Raw genomic sequence first — 25,482 nt, forward strand, 5'->3', positions numbered from 1 at the left:
CTCATATTCACCCCTATCACAGAGAGTGAACAATGCAGTTCCTGCTCTTATTGCCCCCAAGGGTCTTGAGGTAAAGGCATGCTGAAACAACGCATCGAAATGCGCGATCACAGTGCCGAGGGCAATCTGTTCTTCCGGCGCACCCTGGTAGCCTACATCGGCATCGTCGTGCTGATGCTGGTGCTGCTGGGCAATCTCTATTATCTGCAGGTCGAGTCCTACGACACCTACCAGACTCGCTCCAACTCCAACCGAATCCGCGTGGTGCCGGTGGCACCGCCACGGGGCCTCATCTATGACACCAACGGTGTGCTGCTGGCGGAAAACCGCCCGGTCTACAGTCTGGAAATCGTGCCGGAAGAGACCAAAGATCTCGAAAAAACCGCCGACCAGCTGATCACCCTGCTGGGTCTGCCGGAAGGCACCAAGGAGAAGTTCCTCGCCGAAGTGAAGCGCCAGCGCCGCTTCAAGCCGGTCGCCCTCTACGAGAAGCTGACCGAATATCAGGTAGCCCTCTTCTCGGTCAATCAGCATAACTACCCCGGTGCCAGCATCGAGGCCTACCTCAAACGCTACTACCCGTTTGGTGACACTCTCACCCACGCTTTGGGCTATGTGGCCAAGATCAATACCCGTGACGTGGAGCGCCTCGAGAAGGAAGAAAAACTCGCCAACTATGCGGCCACCAAGGATATCGGCAAGCAGGGGGTTGAGAAGTATTACGAGGATGAGCTGCACGGTGTGGCGGGCTATCAGGAGGTCGAGGTGAACAACCGCGGCCGGATTGTCCGCACCCTCAAGTTCCAGCCGCCTATTCCCGGCAAGGATATCTACCTCAATATCGACGTCCGGATGCAGCTCAAGGCCCAGCAACTGCTGGCCGGCCAGCGCGGTGCCATCGTGATGATGGACCCGAAAACCGGCGCCATCCTGGCCCTGGAGTCGAGCCCGAGCTATGACCCCAACCTGTTCGTGACTGGTATCTCCAGCGCCAACTACTCGGCGCTCCTCAACGATCCGGCGCGGCCACTGGTGAATCGCACCACTCAGGGCATTTATGCACCTGCCTCCACCGTCAAGCCCATGATGTCCATCATGGGTCTCAACGAGGGGGCCATCACCCCGGGCTACCGCTATTTCGGCGGCCCGAGCTTCTCCATTCCCGGTACCACCAAGAAGTTTCGCGACTGGCGCCGCTGGGGTCATGGCTGGCTCGATGTCTATCGCGCCATCGAGGTCTCGGCAGATACCTACTTCTACGATCTCGCCTATCGGGTCGGCATCGACAAGATCCACAGCTACATGACCAAGTTTGGCTTCGGTCAGTACACAGGGGTCGATCTTTATGAAGAGACCAAGGGTGTCATGCCGTCCCGTGACTGGAAGATGGCCCGTTGGCGCCAGCCCTGGTATCAGGGTGACACCATCTCTGTCGGTATCGGTCAGGGCTACTGGAGCGCCACCCCGCTCCAACTGGCCAAGGCGATCAGCATCCTGACCCAGAACGGTCACGACGTCACCCCGCACCTGCTCAAGAGCACCGCCTCCCAGGCGGGGGTGGTCGATGCCCCCATCAACCCTAATATCGCCCTCAAGCTCAAGAACGACAGCTTCTGGAAAGTGGCGCAGGATGGGATGTGGCGAGTCAACCATGGCAGTGAAGGCAGTGGCCGTCACTCGTTTGCCAAGGCGCCTTACTCCTCAGGCGGCAAATCGGGCACAGCCCAGGTAGTCGGTTTGAAGGAAAATCAGGTTTACAACATCAAGACGGTCAAGGCGGAGCATCGCGATAACGCTTTGTTCGTTGCTTATGCCCCCTTCGAGGCACCCAAAGCGGTGGTAGCTCTGGTACTGGAAAACTCCATCGGAGGTGGTGGTGGTCGAGCTGCATCGCCCATTGCTCGCCAGATGCTGGATGCCTATCTGCTGCCCCCTGATCCGCAACTGCCACCGGCACCGGAAAAGCCGTCCCAACCGAGTGAGGTCGCTCCCAATGAGTAATTCTGCCCGCCAGCAGAGCATCTGGTACAAGCTGCATATCGACTTGCCCCTGCTGCTCGGTCTGCTGGCCGTGATGACCCTCTCCATGGTGGTGCTCTACTCCGCCTCCGGTCAGGATATGGACTCCATCGTGCGCCAGCTGGTGCGCGGCGGTCTCGCCTTTGCTCTGATGATCGGCCTGGCCCAGCTGCCCCCCTCCCTCTACGCCCGCTGGTCGGTGCCGCTGTTCGCCGTGGTGGTGCTGATGCTGATTGCGGTGGACGTATTCGGCCACATCGGCAAGGGGGCCCAGCGCTGGCTCGATCTGGGCTTTATGAAGTTCCAGCCCTCCGAGGTGATGAAGCTCTCCATGCCGATCATGGTGGCCGCCTGGCTCAGTCGCCACTCGCTGCCCCCCAAGTTCAGCCATGTGGTGATCGCCCTCATCATGGTGCTGCTGCCCACCCTGCTGATCGCCGCGCAGCCTGACCTTGGCACCTCCATTCTGGTGGCCGCCTCCGGCTTCTTCGTCATCTTCCTGGCGGGGCTCAGCTGGTGGCTGATCGGCTTGGCGGTCCTGCTGATGCTGGCCTTTATGCCGGTACTCTGGTTCTTCCTGATGCACGACTACCAGCGCCAGCGGGTGCTGATGCTGCTCGACCCGGAGAAAGACCCGCTCGGCCGCGGCTATCACATCATCCAGTCCAAAATTGCCATCGGCTCCGGCGGCGTCTTCGGCAAGGGGTGGCTGCAAGGGACCCAGTCCCAGCTGGAGTTCCTGCCCGAGCGCCATACTGACTTCATCTTCGCGGTATTCAGCGAGGAGTTCGGTCTGGTGGGGGTTGCCCTGCTGCTGGTGCTCTACCTCTACGTCATCAGCCGCTGCCTGTTTATCTCGATGCAGGCCCAGAACAGCTTCGAGCGACTGCTGGGCGGCGCCATCACCCTCACCTTCTTCGTCTATGTGTTCGTCAACATGGGCATGGTGAGCGGCATCTTGCCGGTGGTAGGGGTGCCCCTGCCGCTGGTGAGTTATGGCGGCACCTCCATGGTGACCCTGATGGCCGGATTCGGTATCCTGATGTCCATCCAGACTCATAGAAGACTGCTCGCCTGATGAGACGGGTTGGATTGCTGCTCTCCCTCGCCACCACGATGGCGACCGCCGCCGTGGCGCCGGATCGGTTGGCCCTGCTCGCCGACCAGCAGCAGGTGCCGCTGGCGGAGCTGCAGGCGGCCGTCGCCCGCGCCCAATTACGGCAGGAGGTGCTCGACACCATCAGCAAGCCGTGGGAAGCCAAACCCTGGCATCGCTACCGGCCGCTGTTCGTTACCCCGGATCGGATCCGTGACGGCCAGCAGTTCTGGCAGCAACATGCCGAGACACTGGCCCGCGCGGAGCAGACCTATCGGGTGCCCGCCTCGCTCATCGTGGCCATCATCGGAGTCGAGACCTTCTACGGTCGCCAGATGGGCCGTCATCCGGTGCTCGATAGCCTCTACACCCTGGGGTTTCACTACCCGGAGCGGGCGGACTTCTTTGCCAAGGAGTTTGCCCAGCTGGTGGTGCTGGCCAAAGAGGAAGGGTGGCAACTCGATACCCTCAAGGGCTCCTATGCCGGCGCCATGGGGATGGGGCAGTTCATGCCCTCCAGCTACCGCCACTACGCCGTCGACTTTGACGGGGATGGCAAGCGGGATCTGTTTGCCAACCCGGTCGATGCCATCGGCAGCGTGGCCAACTATTTTGCCAGCCACCAGTGGCGCTGGGGCGAATCCGTGGTAGAACCGGCCCAGATCGGGTTGATGGCAGTCGAACCTCTACTCAGGCCTGAGCCCGAGTTAACACAACAGTGGTCAGAACTGGCGGCGGCAGGGATTGAGCTCGCCACGCCGCTGGCCCCACAGACGCCGGTCAAGTTGCTGGCGTTTGCCCAAGCCGATGGACCGGAATACTGGGTCGCACGGCATAACTTTTATGTGATCACCCGTTACAATCGCAGCCCACTCTATGCGATGGCGGTGTATCAACTTAGCCAAGCCATTCAGGAAGCGTATGCATCTTCGTCACAAACTCCTCCCGCTCAGCCTGAGCTTGTTGCTGGCCGCCTGTAGCAGCCAGCCGGAACAGAGCGCCCCCGTCGAGCCGCAAGCACCGGTCAGCAAGCCACCCGTTATCGAGATCCCGCAAGCCACCGGCGCCATTCCGCGCCCCGAGCCCCTGAGTGCCAGCGGCAACCGGGACTACTGGATCGGCAAGCAGAAGCATGAGGTGTGGCGCGACATCAAACACTACAGCGAAGAGGGCACCGCCAGCTGGCTGTCGCCGGATCTGGACGGCCAGAAGACCGCCAACGGCGATGTGCTGGACAGCAAGCTGTTCAGTGCCGCCCACCGCAACCTGCCCATCCCGAGCTATGTGCGAGTCACCAATCTGGACAACGGGCTGGAGACCATAGTGCGGGTCAATGATCGCGGTCCCTTCAACAGCCCGCGCCTGATCGATCTCTCCTACGCAGCGGCCAAGCAGCTGGAGATGGTCGATAGCGGTGAGGCCCGAGTACGGCTGGAACTGATCAGCGACACCCCGGATCAGATGGTGATCATGGAGCCGATGAAGCCCATCGAAATGACTCCGACCACCCCAGCTGCGGCCTCCAACACACTGTCGCAAGATGGTTTTCTGGGTGAACCGACTGCGCTGGCGATGGCCACTCCCACTGCCGAACCGACTCCCGTCAAGGCGCCCGCGGCCACGCCCGCCAAAGCGGCACCTGTCAAGCCAGCGCCAGCCAGCAGTGGTGATGGCAAGATGATCCAGGTACTGGCCAGCGGCTCCCGGGATCGGGCCGAGGCGATGGGCAAGGTGATGACCCAGCGTTACGGCGTGCCTTACCGGATCGATTCTCATGGCGCCATTTTCCGGGTGCTGATTGGCCCGGTCGCCGCCGACCAGCAGGCAAGTGTGCTGGAAAAAGTACGTCAGGGCGGGCTGGAACAGGCCTTTATCGTGCCCTGATCGCTCCCCTTTGCTGCGGATGTGACTAACCGCTTACTCACTGTCATCACGTCGTTTTATGGCGTGATGACAGGGAGTGATGGATAAAAAACCAGTTCTGATCGCCATCTCGGGCTATAACCTGCGGGCGCATCTGGTATAGTTAGGCCCGCATTTTATCCCCATCTGGCTCGCAGGAATTTCAAGATGTCCAAATTTGCCCGTTCAGTTCTTCTGGCCTCACTGATCAGCGTAACCGCCCAGGCCAATACGCCGGTGCCGACACCGACCCCGAATGCCATGCCCATGGTGGTTCCCGCCGCGCCGGAGATCTCCGCCAAGGCCCATATTCTGATCGACTACTACTCAGGTCAGGTGCTGGCCGAGCAGAACGCCGAAGAGCGTCTGCCGCCCGCCAGTCTGACCAAGATGATGACCTCCTACATCATCGGCCAGGAGCTGCTGAAGGGGAACATCAAGCGCACCGACATGGTGACCATCAGCCAGAACGCCTGGTCCAAGAACTACTCCGACTCCTCCAAGATGTTTATCGAGGTGGGCAAGCAGGTCTCCGTCGATGATCTCAACAAGGGCATCATCATCCAGTCCGGCAACGATGCCTGCGTCGCCATGGCCGAATTCCTGGCGGGCAGCACCGACTCCTTCGCCAGCCTGATGAACAGCTGGGCCGCCAAGCTTGGCATGAATGACAGCCACTTCATGAACCCGCACGGCCTGGATGCGGAAGGTCACTACAGTACCGCTCACGATATGGCCCGTCTGGGTCAGGCGCTGATCCGCGACCTGCCGGAGGAGTACAAGATCTACTCCCAGAAATCCTTCGTCTTCAACGGCATCACCCAGCACAACCGCAACCGCCTGCTGTGGGATCAATCCCTGCAAGTGGATGGCATCAAGACCGGCCACGTCAGCCAGGTCGGCTATAACCTGGTCTCCTCTGCCACCAACAACGAAGGCATGCGCCTGATCGCCGTGGTACTGGGCGCCAGCAGCGAAGCCTCCCGCGCCGCCGAGAGCAAAAAACTGCTAACCTATGGCTTCCGCTTCTTCCAGAGCCTGACCCCGTACAAGGCAGGCACCGAGCTGGTCACCCAGAAGATCTGGATGGGCGACAAACCGGAAGTGAAACTGGGCGTAGACAAAGATGTCTCCGTGCTGGTCACCCGCGGTCAGGGTAACAACCTGAAGGCTGACTTCCAGCTCGACAGCGAGCTGAAAGCGCCGCTGGCCAAGGGGCAGCGCGTCGGTACCGTGTTCCTGAAGCAGGGCGACAAAGAGATCAAGCAGGTGCCGCTGGTCGCCCTGGAAGAGGTGCAGGAAGGTGGCTTGATGAGCCGTCTGTGGGACTACCTGGTACTGCTGGTCACCAGCTGGTTCAAGTAATCCAACGCACAATCCTCACCAAACAGCGGCGCCAACAGGCGCCGCTGCTGTCTGTGACGGACAAAAGCAGTGAATAACCCTGTAAACTGCAGGTTCCGCCTTACCCTGATTTGTGGTAAAAAGCAGCACTTCCATCCTTGTCTGACCGATCCTGGCCTTGATCCCGGTCCGGGCCGCGCCCATATAGTTATGAGTCGTGCCCATATAGACTTGAAATGGCGGCCTCCACGGGCCATCGGCCACTAGCCATCCAAGATGAAGTCATCCCGGTGATGACGCAAAAGGTGAGTAAATGAATACCAAGTTTGATGAACTGCTGGAGTTTCCCTGCAAATTCCCGTTCAAGGTACTCGGCGTTGCCGACCCGGCACTGCCGGAAATGGTGGTTGAAGTGCTGCAGCAGCACGCCCCCGGCACCTACAGCCCGACAGTCCAGCCCAGCTCCAAGGGCAACTACCACTCGGTCCGCGTGACCGTGACTGCCCAGAGCAAAGAGCACATCGAAGCGATGTACCACGCCCTTGGCAAGATCGAGCTGGTGAAATACGTACTGTAATTTCTCTCTCGCCCCGTTCTGCGGGGCGACTGTTTTTGGCCGCAGCACGCCGCGAGGACGCCATGTCATCCCAGATCCCCGCCCAGTCCAGCCTGATTGTCAGGCAGCTGGGTCGCCGCCCCTACCAGCCGGTATGGGACGCCATGAAAGCCTTCACCGACAACCGCACCAGCGATACCCCGGACGAGTTCTGGGTGGTCGAGCACGATCCCGTCTACACCCAGGGCCAGGCCGGCAAGGCCGAACACCTGCTCAATCCGGGCAATATCCCGGTGGTGCAGAGCGATCGCGGCGGTCAGGTGACCTATCACGGCCCGGGCCAGCTGGTGCTCTACGTACTGGTGGATGTCCGCCGCTGCAAATTCTCGGTTCGCGAGCTGGTGACCGCGCTGGAGACAGCCATCATCAACACCCTCGCCAAAAGCGATATCCAGGCCTATGCCAAGGCCGATGCCCCCGGGGTTTATGTGAAAAATGACCTTGGCATGGAGGCAAAACTGGCCTCGCTGGGTCTGCGCATCCGCAAGGGGTGCTCGTTCCACGGGCTGGCCCTCAACATCAACATGGACATGACCCCCTTCCTGCACATCAATCCGTGCGGCTATGCGGGCATGGCCATGACCCAGACCAGCGCCCTGGGCGGCCCGCAGAGCGTGGCCGAGGCGCAATCCATTCTGGTGGCCGAGTTGGCCCGCCTGATTGGCTATCAAACAATAACAAACACCGAGAGTGAATCATGAGCAAACCCGTTCGTATGGAGCCGGGCGTCAAGCTGCGCGATGGCGACAAGATGGCCCTGATCCCGGTGAAATTCATGCCGGATCCCAACGAAGAACTCCTTCGCAAGCCGGACTGGATGCGGATCAAGCTGCCCCCCTCCAGCCAGAAGATCGAACACATCAAGAGCACCTTGCGCAAAAACAAGCTGCACTCGGTGTGTGAAGAGGCCTCCTGCCCCAATCTGGCGGAGTGCTTCAACCACGGCACCGCCACCTTCATGATCATGGGCGCCATCTGCACCCGTCGTTGCCCCTTCTGCGACGTGGCCCACGGCCGCCCGCTGGCACTCGATCCGGAAGAGCCGAAGAAGCTGGCGCTGACCATCAAGGAGATGAACCTCAAGTATGTGGTGATCACCTCGGTGGACCGCGACGATCTGCGCGACGGCGGTGCCCAGCACTTCGCCGACTGCATCCGCGAGATCCGCGAGCACAGCCCGCAGACCCGCATCGAGATCCTGACCCCAGACTTCCGTGGCCGGATGGAGCAGGCACTGGAGGTGTTCCGCGAGACCCCGCCGGATGTCTTCAACCACAACCTGGAAACCGCGCCGCGCATGTATCGCGTCGCCCGCCCGGGTGCCGACTACAAGTGGTCGCTGGAGCTGCTGCGCCGCATCAAGGAGATGCACCCCCACGTACCGACCAAGTCCGGTCTGATGATGGGCCTTGGCGAGACCAACGAAGAGATCGTCGAGGTGCTCAAGGATCTGCGCGCCCACGGCGTCAACATGCTGACCCTGGGTCAGTATCTGCAGCCGAGCCGCCACCACCTGCCGGTCAAGCGCTACGTACCGCCAGCAGAGTTTGACGAGCTGAAAGATGTCGCCATGGAGCTGGGCTTTACCCACGCCGCCTGTGGTCCTTTCGTTCGCTCTTCCTACCATGCTGATCTGCAAGCCAAGGGCGAAGAGGTCAAATGATCTCGCACGACAGAGTGGCCAAGTAACCGCCACCCTCACAATAAAAAAGAGCGCCTATTGGCGCTCTTTTTGTTGGTATCACTGACCGTTTCGGCTTGATGTACTCAGTAGCCGTGGTCGAAGATCCCCTGCTGATGCCAGCGTTGCAGCTGGGCCAGCACCCGGGTCTCTCGCGCCGTCCACTGGGGACAGGGCCCCGCCAGCTGGGTCTTGTTGGTCTGCAACGCTTCGTCGAGGGCAAACCAGCCGGGCACGAAGCCAAGGCGGATCTCGTAGGGCTGCGGCTGCGGGGCCACCAGCTGATCGCCAATCCGGCACAAGTAGTAGAGCGAGCGGATACAGTAGGCATCAAACCCCGGCTCGCGGGCGGCGCGATATTCACGGGTCTCGCCAAGCAGGCCCCCCACTTCCCGCAGCTCGGCACCGCACTCCTCCAGCAGCTCGCGAGCGAGTGCCACATGGTGGCTCTCCCCCGCTTCAATGCCGCCCCCGGGGAACATCAGATCGCCATTGACCCGGGAGTGCACCAGCAGCAGCTCGTCACCACGGGGCACCACGGCGCGCACTGTGAGGCGCTCCAGAGTACGGCCATCGGTACGTACCTCGCCATGAACGAAAGAGAGATCGAACGGATTGGGCCAGCAGCTGGCCGGAGAGAACGTCGTCATCACTGCATCAGGGCCGGTAGTTGCCATGCTTGAGCTGCTCGACAATTTCGGCAGCCCGCACATCGTAACCATCCTGCTCTGTCTTGCTCAGGGTGTGGTAGATGCCAAAACGCTTGGCTGAGACCTCGGGGCTATCCTGAAACGACTCGCTCACCTTGCCCCACAGATAGGCCAGCCCATACTGTTTCTGGCCCATATAGAGGGTGCTGAGGGAGGTGAATATGCGGCTGTTCACCTTGTCCCCCTCCTGATAGAGGGAGAGCCCGTGCTGCAGGGTGGCAATGGCCTTTTCGGGGTCGCTCTTGGCGTAGATACCGCCGAGCGCCAGTTGCAACTCGGGTTCATCCAGCGCCTTGGTGCCTTCCAGCGCCATAAACTGCTGGCGAGCCAGCTCGTTGGTGTTGTTGGTCCAGTGCCAGAGCAGCAGGTAGGGATCTTGTGAATTGCGGGTCGCCGCATCGAGCTGGGCCAACTGATCCCCGGCCGCCAGCATGCCCTCGACCCGTGGACTCTTCTGCTCACGGGCATTCTTGTACTCGATGTTGGTGGAGCGCTCGGCACATTTGAGATAGCGCTCAAGGTTACGCATCAGCTCATACTTGCGCCGATCCGTCCCCTCTTCCTTGAGATAGAAGCGACTGCGGATCACATCGGTACGCTCGTAGCGGCACCAGCCATCGTCCACCAGATCCTGACAGAGCTCGGCATGGTTGCTGCAGATATTGTGGATCCGATCGTCATTGCAGCCAGCCACGGCAAGGCCGACTGAAAGCATGATGAAGGTCTGTCGCAGGGGGAAATTGGCCATGGTTCACATCTTGTTGGTAACGCGGGCTGGTAACAACTGGCACCTTTACGGGCCACCTCCGGCTAGCAAACCGGTTACATATCCATTACAATGCGCGCGCCATATAAGGCCGCGATTGCAGAATAATATAACGAAATATACACCCCTACACTGATCTGCATTCGACGAATTTTCTATTTACACCAACAACGTGAAATAAAGGATCTGGTCAATGACCCACGAGCACTACTTGCAAGCGTGGCAGGAGAGCCAGGAGCTCGCCGAAGCCATGCAGCCCTTGATTGGTCGCCTCTACCGACAACAAGGGGTCGAGATCACCCTCTACGGCCGCCCGCTGCAAAACGCCTCCACCATCGATATCCTCAAGGCCCACCGGGTCGTCCGCCGCCACCAGGGCGCTCCCCTCCCCATCCAGCAAAGCTTCCCCCTGCTTCAGGCCATCGTTGCCCTCAAACCCACCGCCGCCGAGGTAGACCTTGGCAAGCTGGCAGTCGGCTACTGGCGGGATCATCAGGATGAGGCGGGGCTCGAGGACTATCTGCAAGCGCGACTGGCACCGGCCCTTGGCCGCAACCAGATGCCGCAGCCGACCGACGTGGTGCTCTACGGCTTTGGCCGTATCGGCCGCCTGCTGGCCCGCCTGCTGATCGAGCGCACCGGCGCCGCCAATCCGCTGCGCCTGCGCGCCATCGTGGTACGTGGCGGTCGCGACGGAGATCTGGAGAAACGTGCCAGCCTGCTGCGCCGCGACTCGGTGCATGGCCCCTTCAACGGCTCCATCGAGGTGGATGTGGAGCGCAGCGCCATCATCGCTAACGGCACCTTCATTCAGGTGATCTACGCCAATAGCCCGGCCGACATCGACTACACCGCCTACGGCATTCACGATGCGCTGATCGTCGACAACACCGGCGTCTGGCGTGACGAGGCAGGCCTCTCCGAGCACTTGAAGGCGCGCGGTGCCGGCAAGGTGCTGCTGACCGCTCCCGGCAAGGGGGAGATGAAAAACGTGGTGTTCGGGGTCAACCATGAAGTGATAGGCCCGGGTGACAGGATCATCTCCGCCGCCTCCTGTACCACCAACGCCATCACCCCTGTGCTCAAGGTGATGCAGGAGCGTTACGGCATTCGCCACGGCCACGTGGAGACGGTCCACTCCTACACCAACGATCAGAACCTCATCGATAACTATCACAAAGGCGAGCGCCGCGGTCGCAGCGCCGCCCTCAATATGGTGATGACCAGCACCGGCGCCGCCAAGGCGGTGGCCAAGGCGCTGCCGGAACTGAAGGGCAAGCTGACCGGCAACGCCATCCGGGTGCCGACCCCCAATGTGTCGCTGGCAATTATCAACCTGTCGCTGGAGCAGGCCACCGATCGGGAGAGCCTCAACGCCTATCTGCAGCAGATGGCGCTAAGCTCGGCCCTGCACCGCCAGATCGACTTCAGCGCCAGTACCGAGCTGGTCTCCTCCGACATGGTAGGTTCCCGTTATGCGGGCATCGTCGACTCCCAGGCGACCATCGCCGAGGGGGATCACTGTGTGCTCTACGTATGGTATGACAACGAATTCGGGTACAGTTGTCAGGTAGTGCGGGTGATGGAGCAGATGGCTGGCGTAGTCCGCCAGGATCTACCGGCATAGCCCGCCAGGATCTGCCGGGCTGACCCCGAAGTTTATGGCTCAATAGTTCAAGGAGAGGCCAAATGTCGTTTCAACAGGGTGAGTTTTTGCAAGCAATCAGGCAGATGCCACAAGAGGTGTACGAGCGGCTCAAGACCGCAGTCGAGCTTGGCAAGTGGCCCGATGGCAAGCCCCTCACCGACGAGCAGAAGGCCACCTCCCTGCAAGCCGTGATGGCCTGGCAGGCGATGCATCTCGACAACCCGGAGCATATGAACATCGGCCGCGACGGCGAGATCGTGATGAAGAGCAAGAGCGAGCTCAAGCGTCAGTATCGCGACGAGGAAGAGATAGTGCGGGTCGACCTCAACCACTGAACCTGACCCGGCAGGCCGCTCGCAGCTACCACAGCAAAGAGGGGAGCCATGATGGCTCCCCTCTTTTTCCACTCTCCCCATGGTAGGGAGGTCAGAAGCTGTTCACGACCTGTAGCGAGAAGACGTCAGCAAGGTGAAGAGCAGCGCAGGAACCGGAGTGTATATACATACATGAGGATTCCGAGCAGCACATGAGCCTTGATCACGGCTTCGCAGTAAGGTCGCGGACAGTTTCTCAGGGCGTCAGCTCCCCGCGCAGGGACTGCTGCATCAGCTCGCGAATACGGTGGGAGGGTAAGTCTTGGCTCAACAGGAAGTGGAGCTTGGTGAGCGCAGCTTCGGCGGTCATGTCAAAGCCCGAGATCACCCCGGCCCGCGACAGGGCATTGCCGGTGGCATAGCCGCCCATGTTGACCTTGCCGTGCAGGCACTGGCTCAGGTTAACGATGATGACGCCGCGGGCCGAAGCCTCGGAAAGCAGCGCCAGCATGGCCGGGTTTTGCGGTGCATTGCCGACCCCGAACGAGAGCAGGATCAGCGCCTTCACCGGTTGTTGCAGGATGTTGGCGATCACCTCGCTGGAGATCCCCGGATAGAGGGTCACCACGCCGATGGGCTGGGGGGTGATGTCGTGCAGCACCAGCGGCCGCTCGGAGGGCACACCCAGCTCACCCGCTTCCAGCGAGATGGCGATCCCGGCATTGAGCAGCGGCGGATAGTTGGGGGAGTCGAAGGCGTGGAAGCCGTCGGCGTGCACCTTCTTGCTGCGGTTGCCGCGATAGAGCTGGTTGTTGAAGAACAGCGTCACCTCGTGGATCGGGTAGTTGGCCGCGATGTAGAGGGCGTTGAGCAGATTCTGCTGGCCGTCGGAGCGCAGCTCGGCCAGCGGGATCTGGGAACCGGTGATGATGACCGGCTTGTGCAGATCTTCCAGCATGAAAGAGAGCGCCGAGGCGGTGAACGACATGGTGTCGGTGCCGTGCAAAATGACGAAACCGTCGTACTTGTCGTAGTTGTCGCGAATATCCTCGGCGATGCGCTGCCAATCCGCCGGGGTCATGTCGGAGGAGTCGATGAGGGGCGCATACTCGTGGATATGGTAATCCGGCATCTCGGGGCGGTGGAACTCGGGCATCCGCGCCAGACAGTCTTCCATAAAGCCCGCCATCGGCACGTAGCCGTGATCGGAACGCTGCATCCCAATGGTGCCGCCTGTGTAGGCAATGTAGATAGACTTCTTCACACCCTCTCCTCTTGATGAAGTGAACACCGCCGGAACATGAACCATGTCGGGGTGAACCACAATGTCAACGCCCGCCAGCGCCTCTGCGTGCAGCGGAAACCGGCGAATTATAGAGACTGGCGCCCTAAATGACAGCCGTTCCATGCACCCTTTTCGGCTTTTCTGCCCTCTACCTACATAGTGTTAAATGTCACAATAAACCACTAAAACGAGCATTAATACGACGAAGATGGAATTAAACGATGCTTTTTGCTACAATCCGCCGGATTTTACTAAAATCTCATCTGGATGCCTGAGCATTTCAGGCCCGCACAAGCCCCATCTTTCCTGGGGCGGGGAGATGTTTCCCCTTCTTTGCTGGCACATAAGCCACACTGTTTTCATCCCGGCTGAATCTGTAAGTCTTTTGCTATGAAAGACACAGCCAATCAACATGGGAGTACTGAATGTTACAACTTGATTCCTACGCAACGCTGGTCGCTGCCACTCTGGTATTGCTGCTTGGCCGGGTGTTGGTTACCCGAGTCGGGCTGCTGCGTACCTTCAACATCCCCAAACCGGTAGCCGGCGGCCTGGTGGTCGCGCTGGTACTGCTGCTGCTGCGCTCCACCCTGCAGATGGAGCTGCAATTTGATACCAGCCTGCAAACCCCGCTGATGCTGGCCTTCTTCGCCTCCATCGGCCTCTCCGCCGATCTCGCCAGCCTGAAACGCGGCGGCAAGGCGGTGGTTACCTTCCTGATGGTGGTCACCGGCCTGCTGCTGGTGCAGAACAGTCTGGGCGTCGGTCTGGCGACCCTGCTCGGTCTAGATCCCCACATGGGACTGCTGGCCGGCTCCATCACTCTCTCCGGCGGCCACGGCACCGGGGCGGCCTGGAGTGCTACCTTCTCCGAGAAATACGGCGTGCAATCCGCCGCTGAGCTCGCCATCGCCTGTGCCACCTTCGGTCTGGTGCTGGGCGGCCTGATCGGTGGTCCCGTCGCTCGCTATCTGGTGAAGAAAGTGCAGGTGCCCGGTGAGGAGCACAATCAGGATGAGGCCCCCCAGGGCTTCGAAATGCCCGATATGGAGCGCCCCCTCACCACTTTCAGCGTCATCGAGACGCTGGCGCTGATCGCCATCAGCCTCAAGGGAGGCGAGCTGCTCTCGGCATCGCTCAAAGGGGGCGCCTTCGAGCTGCCGATCTTTGTCTGCGTGCTGTTTGTCGGCGTGCTGCTGCGCAACGTCCTGACCCTGCTGAACTGGCATGAGGTGAGCGATCGCGAGGTCTCCCTGCTGGGCAACGTCAGCCTGTCGCTGTTCCTCGCCATGGCACTGATGAGCCTGAAATTGTGGGATCTGGCTAGCCTTGCTCTGCCCATCTTCATTCTGCTGGCCGCCCAGACAGTGGCGATGGCGCTCTACGCCATCTTCGTCACCTTCCGGGTGATGGGCAAAAATTACGATGCGGCCGTGCTGGCGGCAGGTCACTGCGGCTTTGGCCTGGGGGCCACCCCGACCGCGATTGCCAACATGCAGGCCATTACCCAGCGCTTCGGTCCCTCCCACCTGGCGTTTCTGGTGGTGCCCATGGTGGGCGCCTTCTTTATCGACATCATCAACGCCATGGTGATCAAGCTGTTTATGGCGATGCCATTCCTGTAATTCCCTTTCAGTCAGACGTATATGATTAGAGCCCACCTTTCGGTGGGCTCTTTGTTTGTTCTCTACTCGCCAGCTGACGCAGGCAGAGCCGGGGCTCGTATCCGGCACCGGGGTGACCCGCGAGCAACTCAGAAGACCCGAAGTCCCCACATCCCGTACTCCTCCGAACAACAAAAAGCCCCGCACTCGACAGAGGGCGGGGCTTGTTTACGTCAGCCGGAACAGGCCGATAATTGCACCTTACAGGATAAAGGTCGACACCTGCTGGTTAAGGTCAGCTGCACGCCCTTTGAGGCTGTGGGCCTGATCCAGATCGCGCATGGCGGCGGCGGTGATCTCGTCACTCACATCCTTGATGGCGGTGGTGTTCTGGGTGATCTCGCCGGTCACCTGGGTCTGCTCCTCGGCGGCAGTGGCGATCTGACCCGCCATGTCGGAGATGAGGGAGATGGCGCTGGTGATCTCTTCCAGTGCGCGCACCGCCTGATCCGCATCCTGCACGCTGTTGTCCGCCAGCCCCTGACTGGTCTGCATAAGGCTCACCGCACGAGCGGTGGTCTGTTGCAGGGTCTCGATGGTGGACTGGATCTGCTGGGTGGAGTCCTGGGTACGGCGCGACAGCACCCGCACCTCGTCAGCCACCACCGCAAAACCACGACCCTGCTCACCGGCGCGGGCCGCTTCGATGGCTGCGTTCAACGCCAGCAGGTTGGTCTGCTCGGCAATCCCCTGAATGGTGGAGAGGATGCTGGTAATGGCCTGCGCGTGACGGCTCAGCTCGCCGATCACCTCGGTCGCCTGCCCTACCTCTTCAGCCAGACCATTGATGGACTGGCGGGTCTTGTTGACCAGCATCTTGCCCTGCTCACTGCTCTGGGCAGATTGCTGGGCAGCAGCGGCGGTGTTCTCGGCGTTGCCGGCGATCTCCATGGTGGCGCTCGCCATCTCGGTGACCGCAGTGGCGACCATGGTCACCTCCTGCTGCTGACGCTGCAACTCGTCCACCGCGGCCTGGTTGGTCACCAGACTGCGCTCGGCATCGGCGTTCAACTCGTTGGCCAGCTGACGGATATTGCCGATCAGCTGATGTTGACTGCCGACGAAACGGTTGAAGCTGTTGGCCAGTTGACCCACTTCGTCGTTGGCGTCGATCTTGATGCGCTGGGTCAGATCACCGTTACCATCGGCAATGCGGGCCAGCGCCTGGGAGACCTTGGTGAGCGGGCCAAGCAGCATGCTGACCAGCCAGGAGATAGCGAGGATGCTACCCACCAGCACCAGCAGCGCCATCCCCAGCTGGGTCATCAGCAGGGAAGAGAGCGGCGCTTCCAGCGCGGCCTTGTCCAGCACCAGCACCAGCTCCCAATCCGTGTCGGGGATATCAGCCGCCCACAGCAGCTTGTCGCGACCTTCGTTGTCGAAGTAGGCCGGAACCAGATCCTTGCTCGACTTGCTCTGCTCGATCAGCGCATTGGTCAGATCGTTGTCGATCTCGCTGGCAGGTTTCATCGCCTTGGCGGCATCCTTGTAGGCGATGATGGTGCCATCCTTGTGCATCATGATGGCGAAACCGTCGGCAGGCAGCTGCATCTTGGTCACGTCTTCCACCAGCGAGGCGATGGAGAGGTCACCACCGACTACCCCGCCAGAAACCGGCTGGGCCAGGGTCACCACCATGATGTTGTAAGCCACGTCGAGATAGGGTTTGGTGACAATCAGGCCACCTTTGCTCATCGCCTCCTGATACCAGCCGCGGGAGCGCGGGTCGTAGCCATCGCGGTTGATGGAGGGATCGGAGTCATTCATCTTGCCGCTGCTCTCACCGAAATAGGTGAGCTGGAAACGGCCGGAGACTTGTGCCTGTTGCAAGGCATTGAGGGGTTCGGCACCGGCCTTGTTGCCGAGCGCCTGGATCACGTCACGACGGGCTGCGAGCCAGTCGCTGACACGCTCGACCTGCTGGGTACCCAGCCGTTGCAACTGCTCCTGGCTGCCTTGCAGCAACAGGGACTTCTGGCTGCTATAGCTCTGCCAGGAGAGCAACAAAATCACCAACGAAAGGGCGATCACCACTGACAACAGTATCTTCTGCTTGAGTGACAGGTTTTTCATCATGTGTTCTTCTTATTGAGGTGAGGAGCGGGTTTTTCCCTAAATTGCACAACACTACACGTAGTCATTAGCGACCCGAATGGCCAAAACTGAACCTGAAAATGGGTCTGCGGGCGATATTTTCTACCGAGGTGGAGAAAAGTGCACCAGAAATTGACGGCATGAGCCGCACAAGCCAAGGCAACCCTGTTTATTCCTTCCACAATTGGCTAGAATATCCCGTTTTTAAATCACATCGACCCTGAGAGTTTTCACGATGTTCGAAGTTAATCCCGTATTAAATAAACTTAAGGAGCTGTCTGAGCGGACCGAGCTTCTTAGGGGGTACCTTTGACTATGACGCCAAGAAAGAGCGTCTAGAAGAGGTCAACGCCGAGCTGGAACAGCCGGACGTATGGAATGAACCCGAGCGCGCACAGGCGCTGGGCAAAGAGCGCGTTGCGCTGGAAAACGTGGTCGGCACCATCGACACCCTGACCCAGGGCGTGGATGACGTCGAGATGCTGGTGAGCCTGGCCGTGGAAGGGGAAGACGAAGAGACCTTCAACGAAGCCATCGCCGAATCCGAACAGCTGGAAGCCAAGCTGGTGGATCTCGAGTTCCGTCGCATGTTCTCCGGTCAGCACGACGGCTCCGACTGCTATATCGACATCCAGTCCGGCTCCGGTGGTACCGAAGCGCAGGATTGGGCCAACATGGTACTGCGCATGTACCTGCGCTGGGGCGATGCCCACGGCTACAAGCCCGAGCTGATTGAATGCTCCGAAGGCGACGTGGCCGGTATCAAATCCGCCACCATCAAGTTCACCGGCGAATATGCGTTCGGCTGGCTGCGTACCGAAACCGGCGTTCACCGTCTGGTTCGCAAGTCCCCGTTCGATTCCGGTGGCCGCCGTCACACCTCCTTCTGTTCTGTGTTCGTCTACCCCGAGATCGACGACGATATCGATATCGAGATCAACCCGGCGGATCTGCGGATCGACGTCTACCGCGCCTCCGGTGCCGGTGGTCAGCACGTTAACCGAACCGAATCCGCGGTGCGTATTACCCACGTTCCGACCGGTGTCGTGGTACAGTGCCAGAACGACCGTTCCCAGCACAAAAACAAAGACCAGTGTATGAAGCAGCTGAAAGCCAAGCTCTACGAGCTGGAAATTCAGAAGCAGAACGCTGAGAAACAAGCCCTGGAAGAGACCAAGTCTGATATCGGTTGGGGCAGCCAGATCCGTTCCTATGTGCTGGATGACTCCCGTATCAAGGATCTGCGCACCGGCGTCGAAACCCGTAATACCCAATCGGTGCTCGACGGTGACTTGGACAAGTTTATCGAAGCCAGCCTGAAATCAGGTCTGTAAACAAGCAGGAATCACCATGTCTGAACAAACCATCACTCCGGAAGTCGACCAAACTCTCGAACTCAACAACGAGATGACCGAGCGTCGTTCCAAGCTGGCCGCCCTGCGCGCCCAGGGTAATCCTTTCCCCAACGACTTCCGTCGCGACAGCCTCTCTGGCGATCTGCACGCAGAGTTCGACGACAAAAGCGCCGAGGAGCTGACGAGCCTGGGTAAACGGGTGAAGATTGCCGGTCGCATCATGACCCGCCGGATCATGGGCAAGGCTTCTTTCGCCACCCTGCAGGACATGGCCGGCAAGATCCAGGTCTACGTCACCCGTGACGACCTGCCGGAAGGTTTCTACAACGAGCAGTTCAAGAAGTGGGATCTGGGCGACATCGTGGGTGTCGAAGGTACCCTGTTCAAGACCCAGACCGGTGAGCTCTCCGTTCACGTTTCCGATATCCGCCTGCTGACCAAGGCGCTGCGTCCGCTGCCCGAGAAGCACAAAGGCCTGACCGACCAGGAAGCTCGCTGCCGCCAGCGCTACCTGGATCTGATCGCCAACGAAGAGTCTCGCAAGACCTTCATGATCCGCACCCAGGTGGTTGCCGGTATCCGCAAGTTCTTCAACGAAAAGCGCTTCATGGAAGTGGAAACCCCGATGATGCAAGTCATCCCGGGTGGTGCCTCCGCGCGTCCGTTCGTCACTCACCACAATGCGCTGGACATCGACATGTACCTGCGTATCGCTCCGGAGCTCTACCTGAAGCGTCTGGTGGTTGGTGGTTTCGAGCGTGTCTACGAGATCAACCGCAACTTCCGTAACGAAGGTATCTCGGTTCGTCACAACCCCGAGTTCACCATGATCGAGTTCTACATGGCCTACGCCGACTACATCGATCTGATGGACCTGACCGAAGAGCTGCTGCGCACCCTGGCGCAGGACATCCTGGGCGACACCAAGATCCGTTACGCCAAAGAGGGCGAAGAGGGCCTGACCATCGATTTCGGTCAGCCGTTCCAGCGCCTCACCATGGTCGAGTCCATCCTGAAGTTCAACCCGGATGTAACTCTGGACGATCTGGCTACCCTCGAGAGCGCCAAGGCCGTTGCCAAGCGTCTGCACATCGAGCTGATGAAGGGCTGGGAGCTGGGCCACGTGATCACCGCGATCTTCGAAGAGACCGTGGAGCACATGCTGCTGCAACCGACCTTCATCACCGAGTACCCGGCTGCCGTTTCTCCGCTGGCCCGCCGCAACGACGTGAACCCGGACGTAACCGACCGCTTCGAATTCTTCATCGGTGGCCGCGAGCTGGCCAACGGCTTCTCCGAGCTGAACGATGCAGAAGACCAGGCCAAGCGCTTCCAGGATCAGGTTGATCAGAAAGAAGCTGGCGACGACGAAGCCATGTTCTACGACGCCGACTTCGTCACCGCGCTGGAGCACGGCCTGCCGCCGACTGCCGGTCAGGGTATCGGTATCGACCGTCTGGTGATGCTGTTCACCAACAGCCACACCATCCGTGACGTCATTCTGTTCCCTGCCCTGCGTCCGCAGAAGTAAGGCCCACAGAAGCCAGCTAAATCCCTTGGGTCAATCCCGAGCGTGATAGCCCATAAAAACGCCCCGCGACTGCGGGGCGTTTTTTTATAATGCTCACAACAATTGACGAATGCTTACCGCTTATGAGGCTGGCGGTAGCAGCCACTCTCCCTGCCACAAGGTGACGGCCTGACCGGCCATCAGTACCCGCGCCTCCTGCAGTTCAAGCCGCAACTCACCACCACGGGCCGAAATCTGACGGGCCCGCAGTTGCCGTTTACCAAGCCGTTCGGCCCAGAAGGGCACCAGAGCGCAGTGGTTGGAACCAGTAACCGGATCCTCATCGACGCCCACCCAAGGGGCGAAATAGCGGGAGACAAAGTCATGGTTCTGGTCGTTTGAGGGCGCCGTCACTATCACCCCCCGTCCCGGCAAAGCACGCAGAGCATGAAAATCAGGCGAAAGCGTACGGATCTCCTCTTCACTTGCCAGTTCCAGCAAGAACTTGGCTCCGGCCGCTAGGGTTTGTCTTGGTTGGCAGCCGAGCGCGGCAGCATAGGCTAGGTCCAGAGTCAGTGGAGCCAATGCGATACGTGGAAAATCGAGCCAAATCCACTCATCTTCGCGCTGGGCCAGCAGCTCACCACTACGGGTCTCGAAGCGGATAGTCTCGTGTGCAGCTACCGCCCCAGTCTGCCACAACACATGAGCAGCCGCCAAGGTGCCATGACCGCAGAGATCAACCTCGACTTTCGGCGTGAACCAGCGCAACTGATAATGGGCTCTGCCAAGTTGTACCAGAAAGGCTGTCTCGGAGAGGTTGAACTCGGCCGCCATCGCCAGCTGGCTGGCATCCGGCAGGGCGGGTCCCAATACAACCACTGCGGGGTTGCCACCAAGGGGCTGCCGACTGAACGCATTGACATGAAACAATCTGATATTGGACATGGCACTTCCTGTGTTATCAAGTGGCTCTCATTTAACGCCCTTTATACCACGCCCCTCTTTTGCTGCGGGAACAGGCGTACCTCTGCCCCTTTAATGCATTAATAGAATAAAGAAGACATTTTTATTCTTTGTTGTTATCCAACACGCCCTTTAATCTGGCCAAAAATCAGACCATGGAAGACGCGTGTGATGCAATTGAAGGATTCCCCATTCAACCTCTCCCCCCTCTCTGACGAGCAGCAACGTCAGCTGGGTCAGGTACTCTCGACCCTCAATACCCAGCAACTGGCCTGGGTGAGCGGATATCTCTACGGCCTCTCCCAGAGCGGTCACCAGAACGTTGCTGCCAGCGCCGCCGTGGCTGTGCCCAGCGGCAGCCTGACCATTCTCTACGGCTCCCAGACTGGCAACGCCAAAGGGGTCGCCACTGCCATCAAGGCGCAGGCCGAGGCCCGCGGCCTCCCCGTCACCCTTTCGTCGATGGCCGACTACAAACCCAAGCAGCTCAAGAAAGAGAGTCACCTGCTGGTGGTAGTGAGCACTTACGGGGAGGGTGAACCGCCGGAGAGCGCCGTCGATCTGTTCGAGCAGCTTAAAAAAGGCAAGATTGGCAAGCTGGACGGGCTCAAGTTCGCCGTGCTGGGGCTGGGTGACAGCTCCTACGAATTTTTCTGCCAGACCGGCAAAGATTTTGACGACTTCCTCGCCAAAGCAGGGGCCGAGCGGATTTATGAGCTCGCGAGCCTCGATGTGGATTATCAGGATGCGGCCAAGAGTTGGGGCGAACAGGTGCTCAACGCCATTGCCACGACCCTCTCTACCGGTGCGGCCAGCAGCAGCGTAGCCAACGCGGTGCAGCAGGCGGTTGGCCACAGCCAATACAGCAAGGAGAACCCCTTCCCTGCCCGCCTGTCAGTCAATCAGAAGATCACCGGCCGGGATTCCACCAAGGATATTCGCCACATCGAAATCAATCTGGCCGACTCCGGCCTCACCTATCAGCCGGGGGATGCCCTCGGTGTCTGGTTCGACAATGACGCCGAACTGGTGGACGAAGTGCTGGCCCTGACCGGCCTCTCTGGCGATGAAGCCACGGCCCACGGCACCTTGCGCACCGCACTGACCGGTCACTTCGAACTGACTCGTCTGCACGGCGGCTTTATCACAGGACTCGCTGATATATCGGACAACGCGGCGCTGAAAGACTTGGCCGGTGACAAGGCCCAGGTCAATGCACTAGTGGCCTCCGCTCAGGTGGTGGATGTGCTGAAACGCTTCCCGACCGCCCTCACGGCCGAGCAGCTGGTTGGCCTGCTGCGCCCCCTCACCCCACGCCTCTACTCCATCGCCTCCGCCCAGAGCGAAGTCGAAGAGGAGGTGCACCTGACCGTCGGCGTGGTGCGCTACCAGCAGGAAGATGGCACAGTGCGCAGCGGCGCCGCCTCCTCCTATCTGGCGGATCGGCTCATTGAGGATGGCGAGGTGCGGGTGTTTGTGGAGCACAACGACAACTTCCGCCTGCCGCAAAACCCCGACACCCCCGTCATCATGGTGGGCCCGGGCACCGGCATCGCCCCGTTCCGCGCCTTTATGCAGGAGCGGGAAGCCCAAGGTGCCGAGGGCAAGAACTGGCTCTTCTTCGGCAACCCCCACTTTACCCAGGATTTCCTCTATCAGGTGGAGTGGCAGCGTTATATGAAATCGGGGCTGCTGTCGAAGATCTCCCTGGCCTTCAGCCGGGATCAGGCCAACAAGATTTATGTGCAGGACCGTTTGCGTGAAGCGGGCCAGGAGCTCTACCAGTGGCTGGAAGCAGGCGCTCACTTCTATGTGTGTGGCGACGCCAACAAGATGGCCAAGGATGTACAGGAGGCCCTGCTGGATGTAATTGCCGAACACGGTCACAAGAGCCGTGAGGAAGCAGAAGAGTATTTGAGCGAATTGCGTCGTGCCAAACGTTATCAAAGGGATGTCTATTGATGAGCAAACAACCTCTTTCTCACCCAAAAGCGGGACCGGTCGAAGGGCCGCTGGCCGACAACGAGCGCCTCAAGCGCGAGAGCAACTTCCTGCGCGGCACCATTGAGCAGGATCTGCAGGATCCACTCACCGGTGGCTTCAACGGCGACAACTTCCAGCTGATCCGCTTTCACGGCATGTACCAGCAGGATGACCGCGACATCCGCCCGGAGCGCGCCGCCCAGAAGCTGGAGCCGCTGCACAACGTCATGCTGCGTGCCCGCCTGCCGGGTGGGATCATCACCCCGGCCCAGTGGCAGATCATCGACAAGTTCGCCGAAGAGCACAGCCTCTACGGCAGCATCCGCCTGACCACCCGTCAGACCTTCCAGTTCCACGGGGTATTGAAGCGCGACATCAAGCTGATGCACCAGACCCTCAACAGCACCGGCATCGACAGCATAGCCACCGCCGGCGATGTGAACCGCAACGTGCTCTGCACCAGCAACCCGGTGGAGTCCGAGCTGCATCAGGAGGCCTACGAGTGGGCCAAGAAGATATCCGAACACCTGCTACCCAAGACCCGCGCCTACGTGGAGATCTGGCTGGACGGTGAAAAACTGGGGCAGGACGAGGAGCCGATCCTGGGCTCCAACTACCTGCCGCGCAAATTCAAGACCACTGTGGTGATCCCGCCTCACAACGACGTGGATATCCACGCCAACGATCTCAACTTCGTGGCCATTGCCGAGCATGGCAAGCTGGTGGGCTTCAACGTGCTGGTGGGCGGCGGGCTGGCCATGACCCACGGCGACACCAGCACCTACCCGCGCAAGGCGAGCGATTTTGGCTTTATTCCGCTCTCCCACGTGCTGGAGGTGGCGGCCGCCGTGGTCAGCACCCAGCGCGACTGGGGTAACCGGGTCAACCGCAAGAACGCCAAGACCAAGTACACCCTGGAGCGCGTTGGCGTCGAAGCCTTCAAGGCCGAGGTGGAGAGCCGCGCCGGCATCCAGTTCGGGCCGGTTCGCCCCTATGAGTTCACCAGCCGTGGCGATCGCTTCGGTTGGGTCGAGGGGATCGACGGCAAGCATCACCTCACCCTGTTTATCGAGAATGGCCGCCTGCTGGACTTCCCTGGCAAGCCGCTCAAAACCGGCATGCTGGAGATCGCCAAGGTGCATCAGGGGGATTTTCGCCTGACTGCCAACCAGAACCTCATCATCGCGGGCGTGCCTGCCGGCGAGAAGGCCCGCATCGAAGCCCTGGCGCGCCAGTACGGCCTGCTGGATGACGGCGTGAGCGAGCAGCGCAAGCAATCCATGGCCTGTGTCGCCCTGCCCACCTGCCCGCTGGCGATGGCCGAAGCGGAGCGTATGCTGCCGGCGTTTGTCACCGACATCGAGGGCTTGCTCACCAAACATGGGCTGGCGGATGACGCCATCATTTTCCGGGTCACCGGTTGCCCCAACGGCTGCGGCCGCGCCATGCTGGCGGAAGTGGGTCTGGTGGGCAAGGCGCCCGGCCGCTACAACCTCCATCTGGGTGGCAACCTGGAGGGCACCCGCATTCCGCGCCTCTATCAGGAGAACATCACCGAGCAGCAGATTTTGGCCGAACTGGACGCGTTGATCGGCCGCTGGGCCACCGAACGAAATCAGGGTGAGTGCTTCGGCGACTTCGTGATCCGGGTTGGGGTGATTGCCCCCGTTATCGATTCTGCGAGGGACTTCTATGCCGCTTAATCTGCCGCTTAATGTCACTGAAGATGGCCGCCTTGACCTGCAAGCGCTGCTAGCCCTCGGCCGTGAGGAGCAAGTCGAGGCGCTGGTGCCCCTCAACCGGGAGCTGGATACCATGAGTGCCCCTGAGCGAGTGCGCTGGGCCCTGGCAAATCTGCCGGGGGAGCATGTGCTCTCATCCAGCTTCGGCATTCAGGCGGCGCTGATGCTCCATCTGGTAAGCCGCGAGCGGGCCGACGTACCGGTAGTGCTGACCGATACCGGTTATCTCTTCCCGGAGACCTACCGTTTCATCGACGAGCTGACCGAGCGCCTCGCACTCAACCTGAAGATCTATCGGGCCGAGTTGTCACCGGCCTGGCAGGAGGCGCGATTTGGCCTCCTGTGGGAGCAGGGGGTAGAGGGGCTCACCCGCTACAACCAGCTCAACAAGGTGGAGCCGATGGACCGTGCCCTGCGTGAGCTGGGGGCCCAGACCTGGTTCTCCGGCCTGCGCCGGGAGCAGTCCGGCAGCCGTGGCAAGCTGCCTGTGCTGGGCATCCAGCGCGGCCGCTTCAAGTTCCTGCCGGTGATCGACTGGAGCAACAAGGATGTCTTCTACTACTTCAAGGAGTTCGACCTCCCCTACCATCCGCTGTGGGAGCAGGGCTACCTCTCGGTGGGCGATGTCCACACCACCACCAAGTGGGAGCCCGGCATGAGCGAGGAGCAGACCCGCTTCTTCGGCCTCAAGCGCGAGTGCGGTTTGCACGAGGAAAATGGCGAGAACGACGGTTCAGGCATCTAATCCCGTCTTGAAAACCCAACAGAACAACAAGGGCATCCGAAG

The 25,482-nt window shown here is 60.3% G+C and carries 21 protein-coding genes; 16 read left to right on the forward strand and 5 right to left on the reverse strand.

Annotation, left to right across the window (positions count from 1 at the left end):
* Positions 1-78 precede the first annotated feature (78 nt).
* The 8 genes from mrdA to lipA all read left to right on the forward strand — a co-directional run bounded on the left by mrdA (position 79) and on the right by lipA (position 8,640).
* Positions 79-2,001: a penicillin-binding protein 2 gene (gene mrdA, locus ACTG2O_RS20410; protein ID WP_005335168.1), complete on the forward strand. Its 1,923-nt coding sequence runs from the start codon at positions 79-81 to the stop codon at positions 1,999-2,001.
* Positions 1,994-3,097 carry a rod shape-determining protein RodA gene (rodA, locus tag ACTG2O_RS20415; protein WP_005335170.1) on the forward strand — a complete coding sequence of 368 codons (1,104 nt, stop codon included), beginning with the start codon at positions 1,994-1,996 and terminating at the stop codon, positions 3,095-3,097. Before mrdA ends, rodA begins: the two co-directional genes overlap by 8 nt.
* Entirely contained in the window at positions 3,097-4,095 is a 999-nt protein-coding gene (gene mltB, locus ACTG2O_RS20420; protein ID WP_201994425.1) for a lytic murein transglycosylase B, read from the forward strand. Before rodA ends, mltB begins: the two co-directional genes overlap by 1 nt.
* Positions 4,037-4,999: a septal ring lytic transglycosylase RlpA family protein gene (locus tag ACTG2O_RS20425; RefSeq protein WP_439976562.1), complete on the forward strand. Its 963-nt coding sequence runs from the start codon at positions 4,037-4,039 to the stop codon at positions 4,997-4,999. Before mltB ends, ACTG2O_RS20425 begins: the two co-directional genes overlap by 59 nt.
* Positions 5,000-5,185: 186 nt before the next feature.
* Positions 5,186-6,382: a D-alanyl-D-alanine carboxypeptidase family protein gene (locus ACTG2O_RS20430; RefSeq protein ID WP_005335176.1), complete on the forward strand. Its 1,197-nt coding sequence runs from the start codon at positions 5,186-5,188 to the stop codon at positions 6,380-6,382.
* A 292-nt stretch (positions 6,383-6,674) separates the two neighbouring features.
* On the forward strand, positions 6,675-6,938 hold the full coding sequence (gene ybeD / locus ACTG2O_RS20435; protein ID WP_005335178.1) for a DUF493 family protein YbeD: 264 nt from the start codon (positions 6,675-6,677) through the stop codon (positions 6,936-6,938).
* Positions 6,939-7,000: 62 nt separating this feature from the next.
* Entirely contained in the window at positions 7,001-7,678 is a 678-nt protein-coding gene (gene lipB / locus ACTG2O_RS20440) for a lipoyl(octanoyl) transferase LipB (protein ID WP_040066806.1), read from the forward strand.
* A complete protein-coding gene (gene lipA, locus ACTG2O_RS20445) occupies positions 7,675-8,640 on the forward strand; it encodes a lipoyl synthase (RefSeq protein WP_005335190.1) in 966 nt (321 codons plus the stop codon). Before lipB ends, lipA begins: the two co-directional genes overlap by 4 nt.
* A gap of 104 nt (positions 8,641-8,744) precedes the next feature.
* Here the strand turns inward: lipA and ACTG2O_RS20450 are convergent, their stop codons facing one another.
* Complete coding sequence (locus ACTG2O_RS20450; RefSeq protein WP_139409040.1) at positions 8,745-9,308, reverse strand: NUDIX domain-containing protein; 564 nt, start codon at positions 9,306-9,308, stop codon at positions 8,745-8,747.
* A 7-nt stretch (positions 9,309-9,315) separates the two neighbouring features.
* Positions 9,316-10,116 (reverse strand): DUF2989 domain-containing protein, encoded by an 801-nt coding sequence (locus tag ACTG2O_RS20455; protein ID WP_040066801.1) that lies wholly within the window; start codon positions 10,114-10,116, stop codon positions 9,316-9,318.
* Positions 10,117-10,327: 211 nt separating this feature from the next.
* Here ACTG2O_RS20455 and ACTG2O_RS20460 point away from each other — a divergent pair, with 211 nt between their 5' ends.
* Positions 10,328-11,761, forward strand: a complete 1,434-nt coding sequence (locus ACTG2O_RS20460) for a glyceraldehyde-3-phosphate dehydrogenase (protein WP_088868630.1) — start codon at positions 10,328-10,330, stop codon at positions 11,759-11,761.
* A gap of 62 nt (positions 11,762-11,823) precedes the next feature.
* Positions 11,824-12,117, forward strand: a complete 294-nt coding sequence (locus tag ACTG2O_RS20465) for a YeaC family protein (protein ID WP_042061025.1) — start codon at positions 11,824-11,826, stop codon at positions 12,115-12,117.
* Positions 12,118-12,352: 235 nt separating this feature from the next.
* On the opposite strand, the gene ansA is transcribed toward ACTG2O_RS20465, so the two are convergent.
* Positions 12,353-13,360: an asparaginase gene (ansA, locus tag ACTG2O_RS20470; RefSeq protein WP_005354141.1), complete on the reverse strand. Its 1,008-nt coding sequence runs from the start codon at positions 13,358-13,360 to the stop codon at positions 12,353-12,355.
* 446 nt (positions 13,361-13,806) lie between these two features.
* Between ansA and gltS the strand changes: the two genes are divergently transcribed.
* Complete coding sequence (gene gltS / locus ACTG2O_RS20475) at positions 13,807-15,006, forward strand: sodium/glutamate symporter (protein WP_005348115.1); 1,200 nt, start codon at positions 13,807-13,809, stop codon at positions 15,004-15,006.
* A gap of 240 nt (positions 15,007-15,246) precedes the next feature.
* Here the strand turns inward: gltS and ACTG2O_RS20480 are convergent, their stop codons facing one another.
* The gene (locus ACTG2O_RS20480; RefSeq protein ID WP_439976679.1) at positions 15,247-17,118 is read right to left on the reverse strand and encodes a methyl-accepting chemotaxis protein; all 1,872 of its coding nucleotides are present in this window, start codon (positions 17,116-17,118) and stop codon (positions 15,247-15,249) included.
* A gap of 256 nt (positions 17,119-17,374) precedes the next feature.
* Here ACTG2O_RS20480 and prfB point away from each other — a divergent pair.
* A protein-coding gene (gene prfB, locus ACTG2O_RS20485) for a peptide chain release factor 2 (RefSeq protein WP_100645262.1) occupies positions 17,375-18,473 on the forward strand; the annotation gives its coding sequence in 2 pieces (ribosomal slippage) (positions 17,375-17,449 and positions 17,451-18,473; 1,098 coding nt in all).
* A gap of 16 nt (positions 18,474-18,489) precedes the next feature.
* Positions 18,490-20,025, forward strand: a complete 1,536-nt coding sequence (lysS, locus tag ACTG2O_RS20490) for a lysine--tRNA ligase (protein WP_005335201.1) — start codon at positions 18,490-18,492, stop codon at positions 20,023-20,025.
* 120 nt (positions 20,026-20,145) lie between these two features.
* Here lysS and ACTG2O_RS20495 read toward each other — a convergent pair whose 3' ends face one another.
* A complete protein-coding gene (locus tag ACTG2O_RS20495; RefSeq protein ID WP_043822173.1) occupies positions 20,146-20,952 on the reverse strand; it encodes a PhzF family phenazine biosynthesis protein in 807 nt (268 codons plus the stop codon).
* A gap of 189 nt (positions 20,953-21,141) precedes the next feature.
* Between ACTG2O_RS20495 and ACTG2O_RS20500 the strand changes: the two genes are divergently transcribed.
* The 3 genes from ACTG2O_RS20500 to ACTG2O_RS20510 are packed head-to-tail and all read left to right on the forward strand — an operon-like array spanning position 21,142 to position 25,440.
* The gene (locus tag ACTG2O_RS20500; protein ID WP_439976680.1) at positions 21,142-22,932 is read left to right on the forward strand and encodes an assimilatory sulfite reductase (NADPH) flavoprotein subunit; all 1,791 of its coding nucleotides are present in this window, start codon (positions 21,142-21,144) and stop codon (positions 22,930-22,932) included.
* Positions 22,932-24,656, forward strand: coding sequence for an assimilatory sulfite reductase (NADPH) hemoprotein subunit (gene cysI, locus ACTG2O_RS20505; RefSeq protein WP_439976563.1), 1,725 nt, complete (start codon positions 22,932-22,934; stop codon positions 24,654-24,656). The genes ACTG2O_RS20500 and cysI overlap by 1 nt, the downstream gene beginning before the upstream one ends.
* Positions 24,646-25,440 (forward strand): phosphoadenylyl-sulfate reductase, encoded by a 795-nt coding sequence (locus tag ACTG2O_RS20510; RefSeq protein ID WP_439976564.1) that lies wholly within the window; start codon positions 24,646-24,648, stop codon positions 25,438-25,440. The genes cysI and ACTG2O_RS20510 overlap by 11 nt, the downstream gene beginning before the upstream one ends.
* Positions 25,441-25,482: the final 42 nt, after the last annotated feature.

The sequence above is a fragment of the Aeromonas sp. 61P genome, from assembly GCF_051919545.1.
Lineage (GTDB): Bacteria > Pseudomonadota > Gammaproteobacteria > Enterobacterales > Aeromonadaceae > Aeromonas > Aeromonas veronii.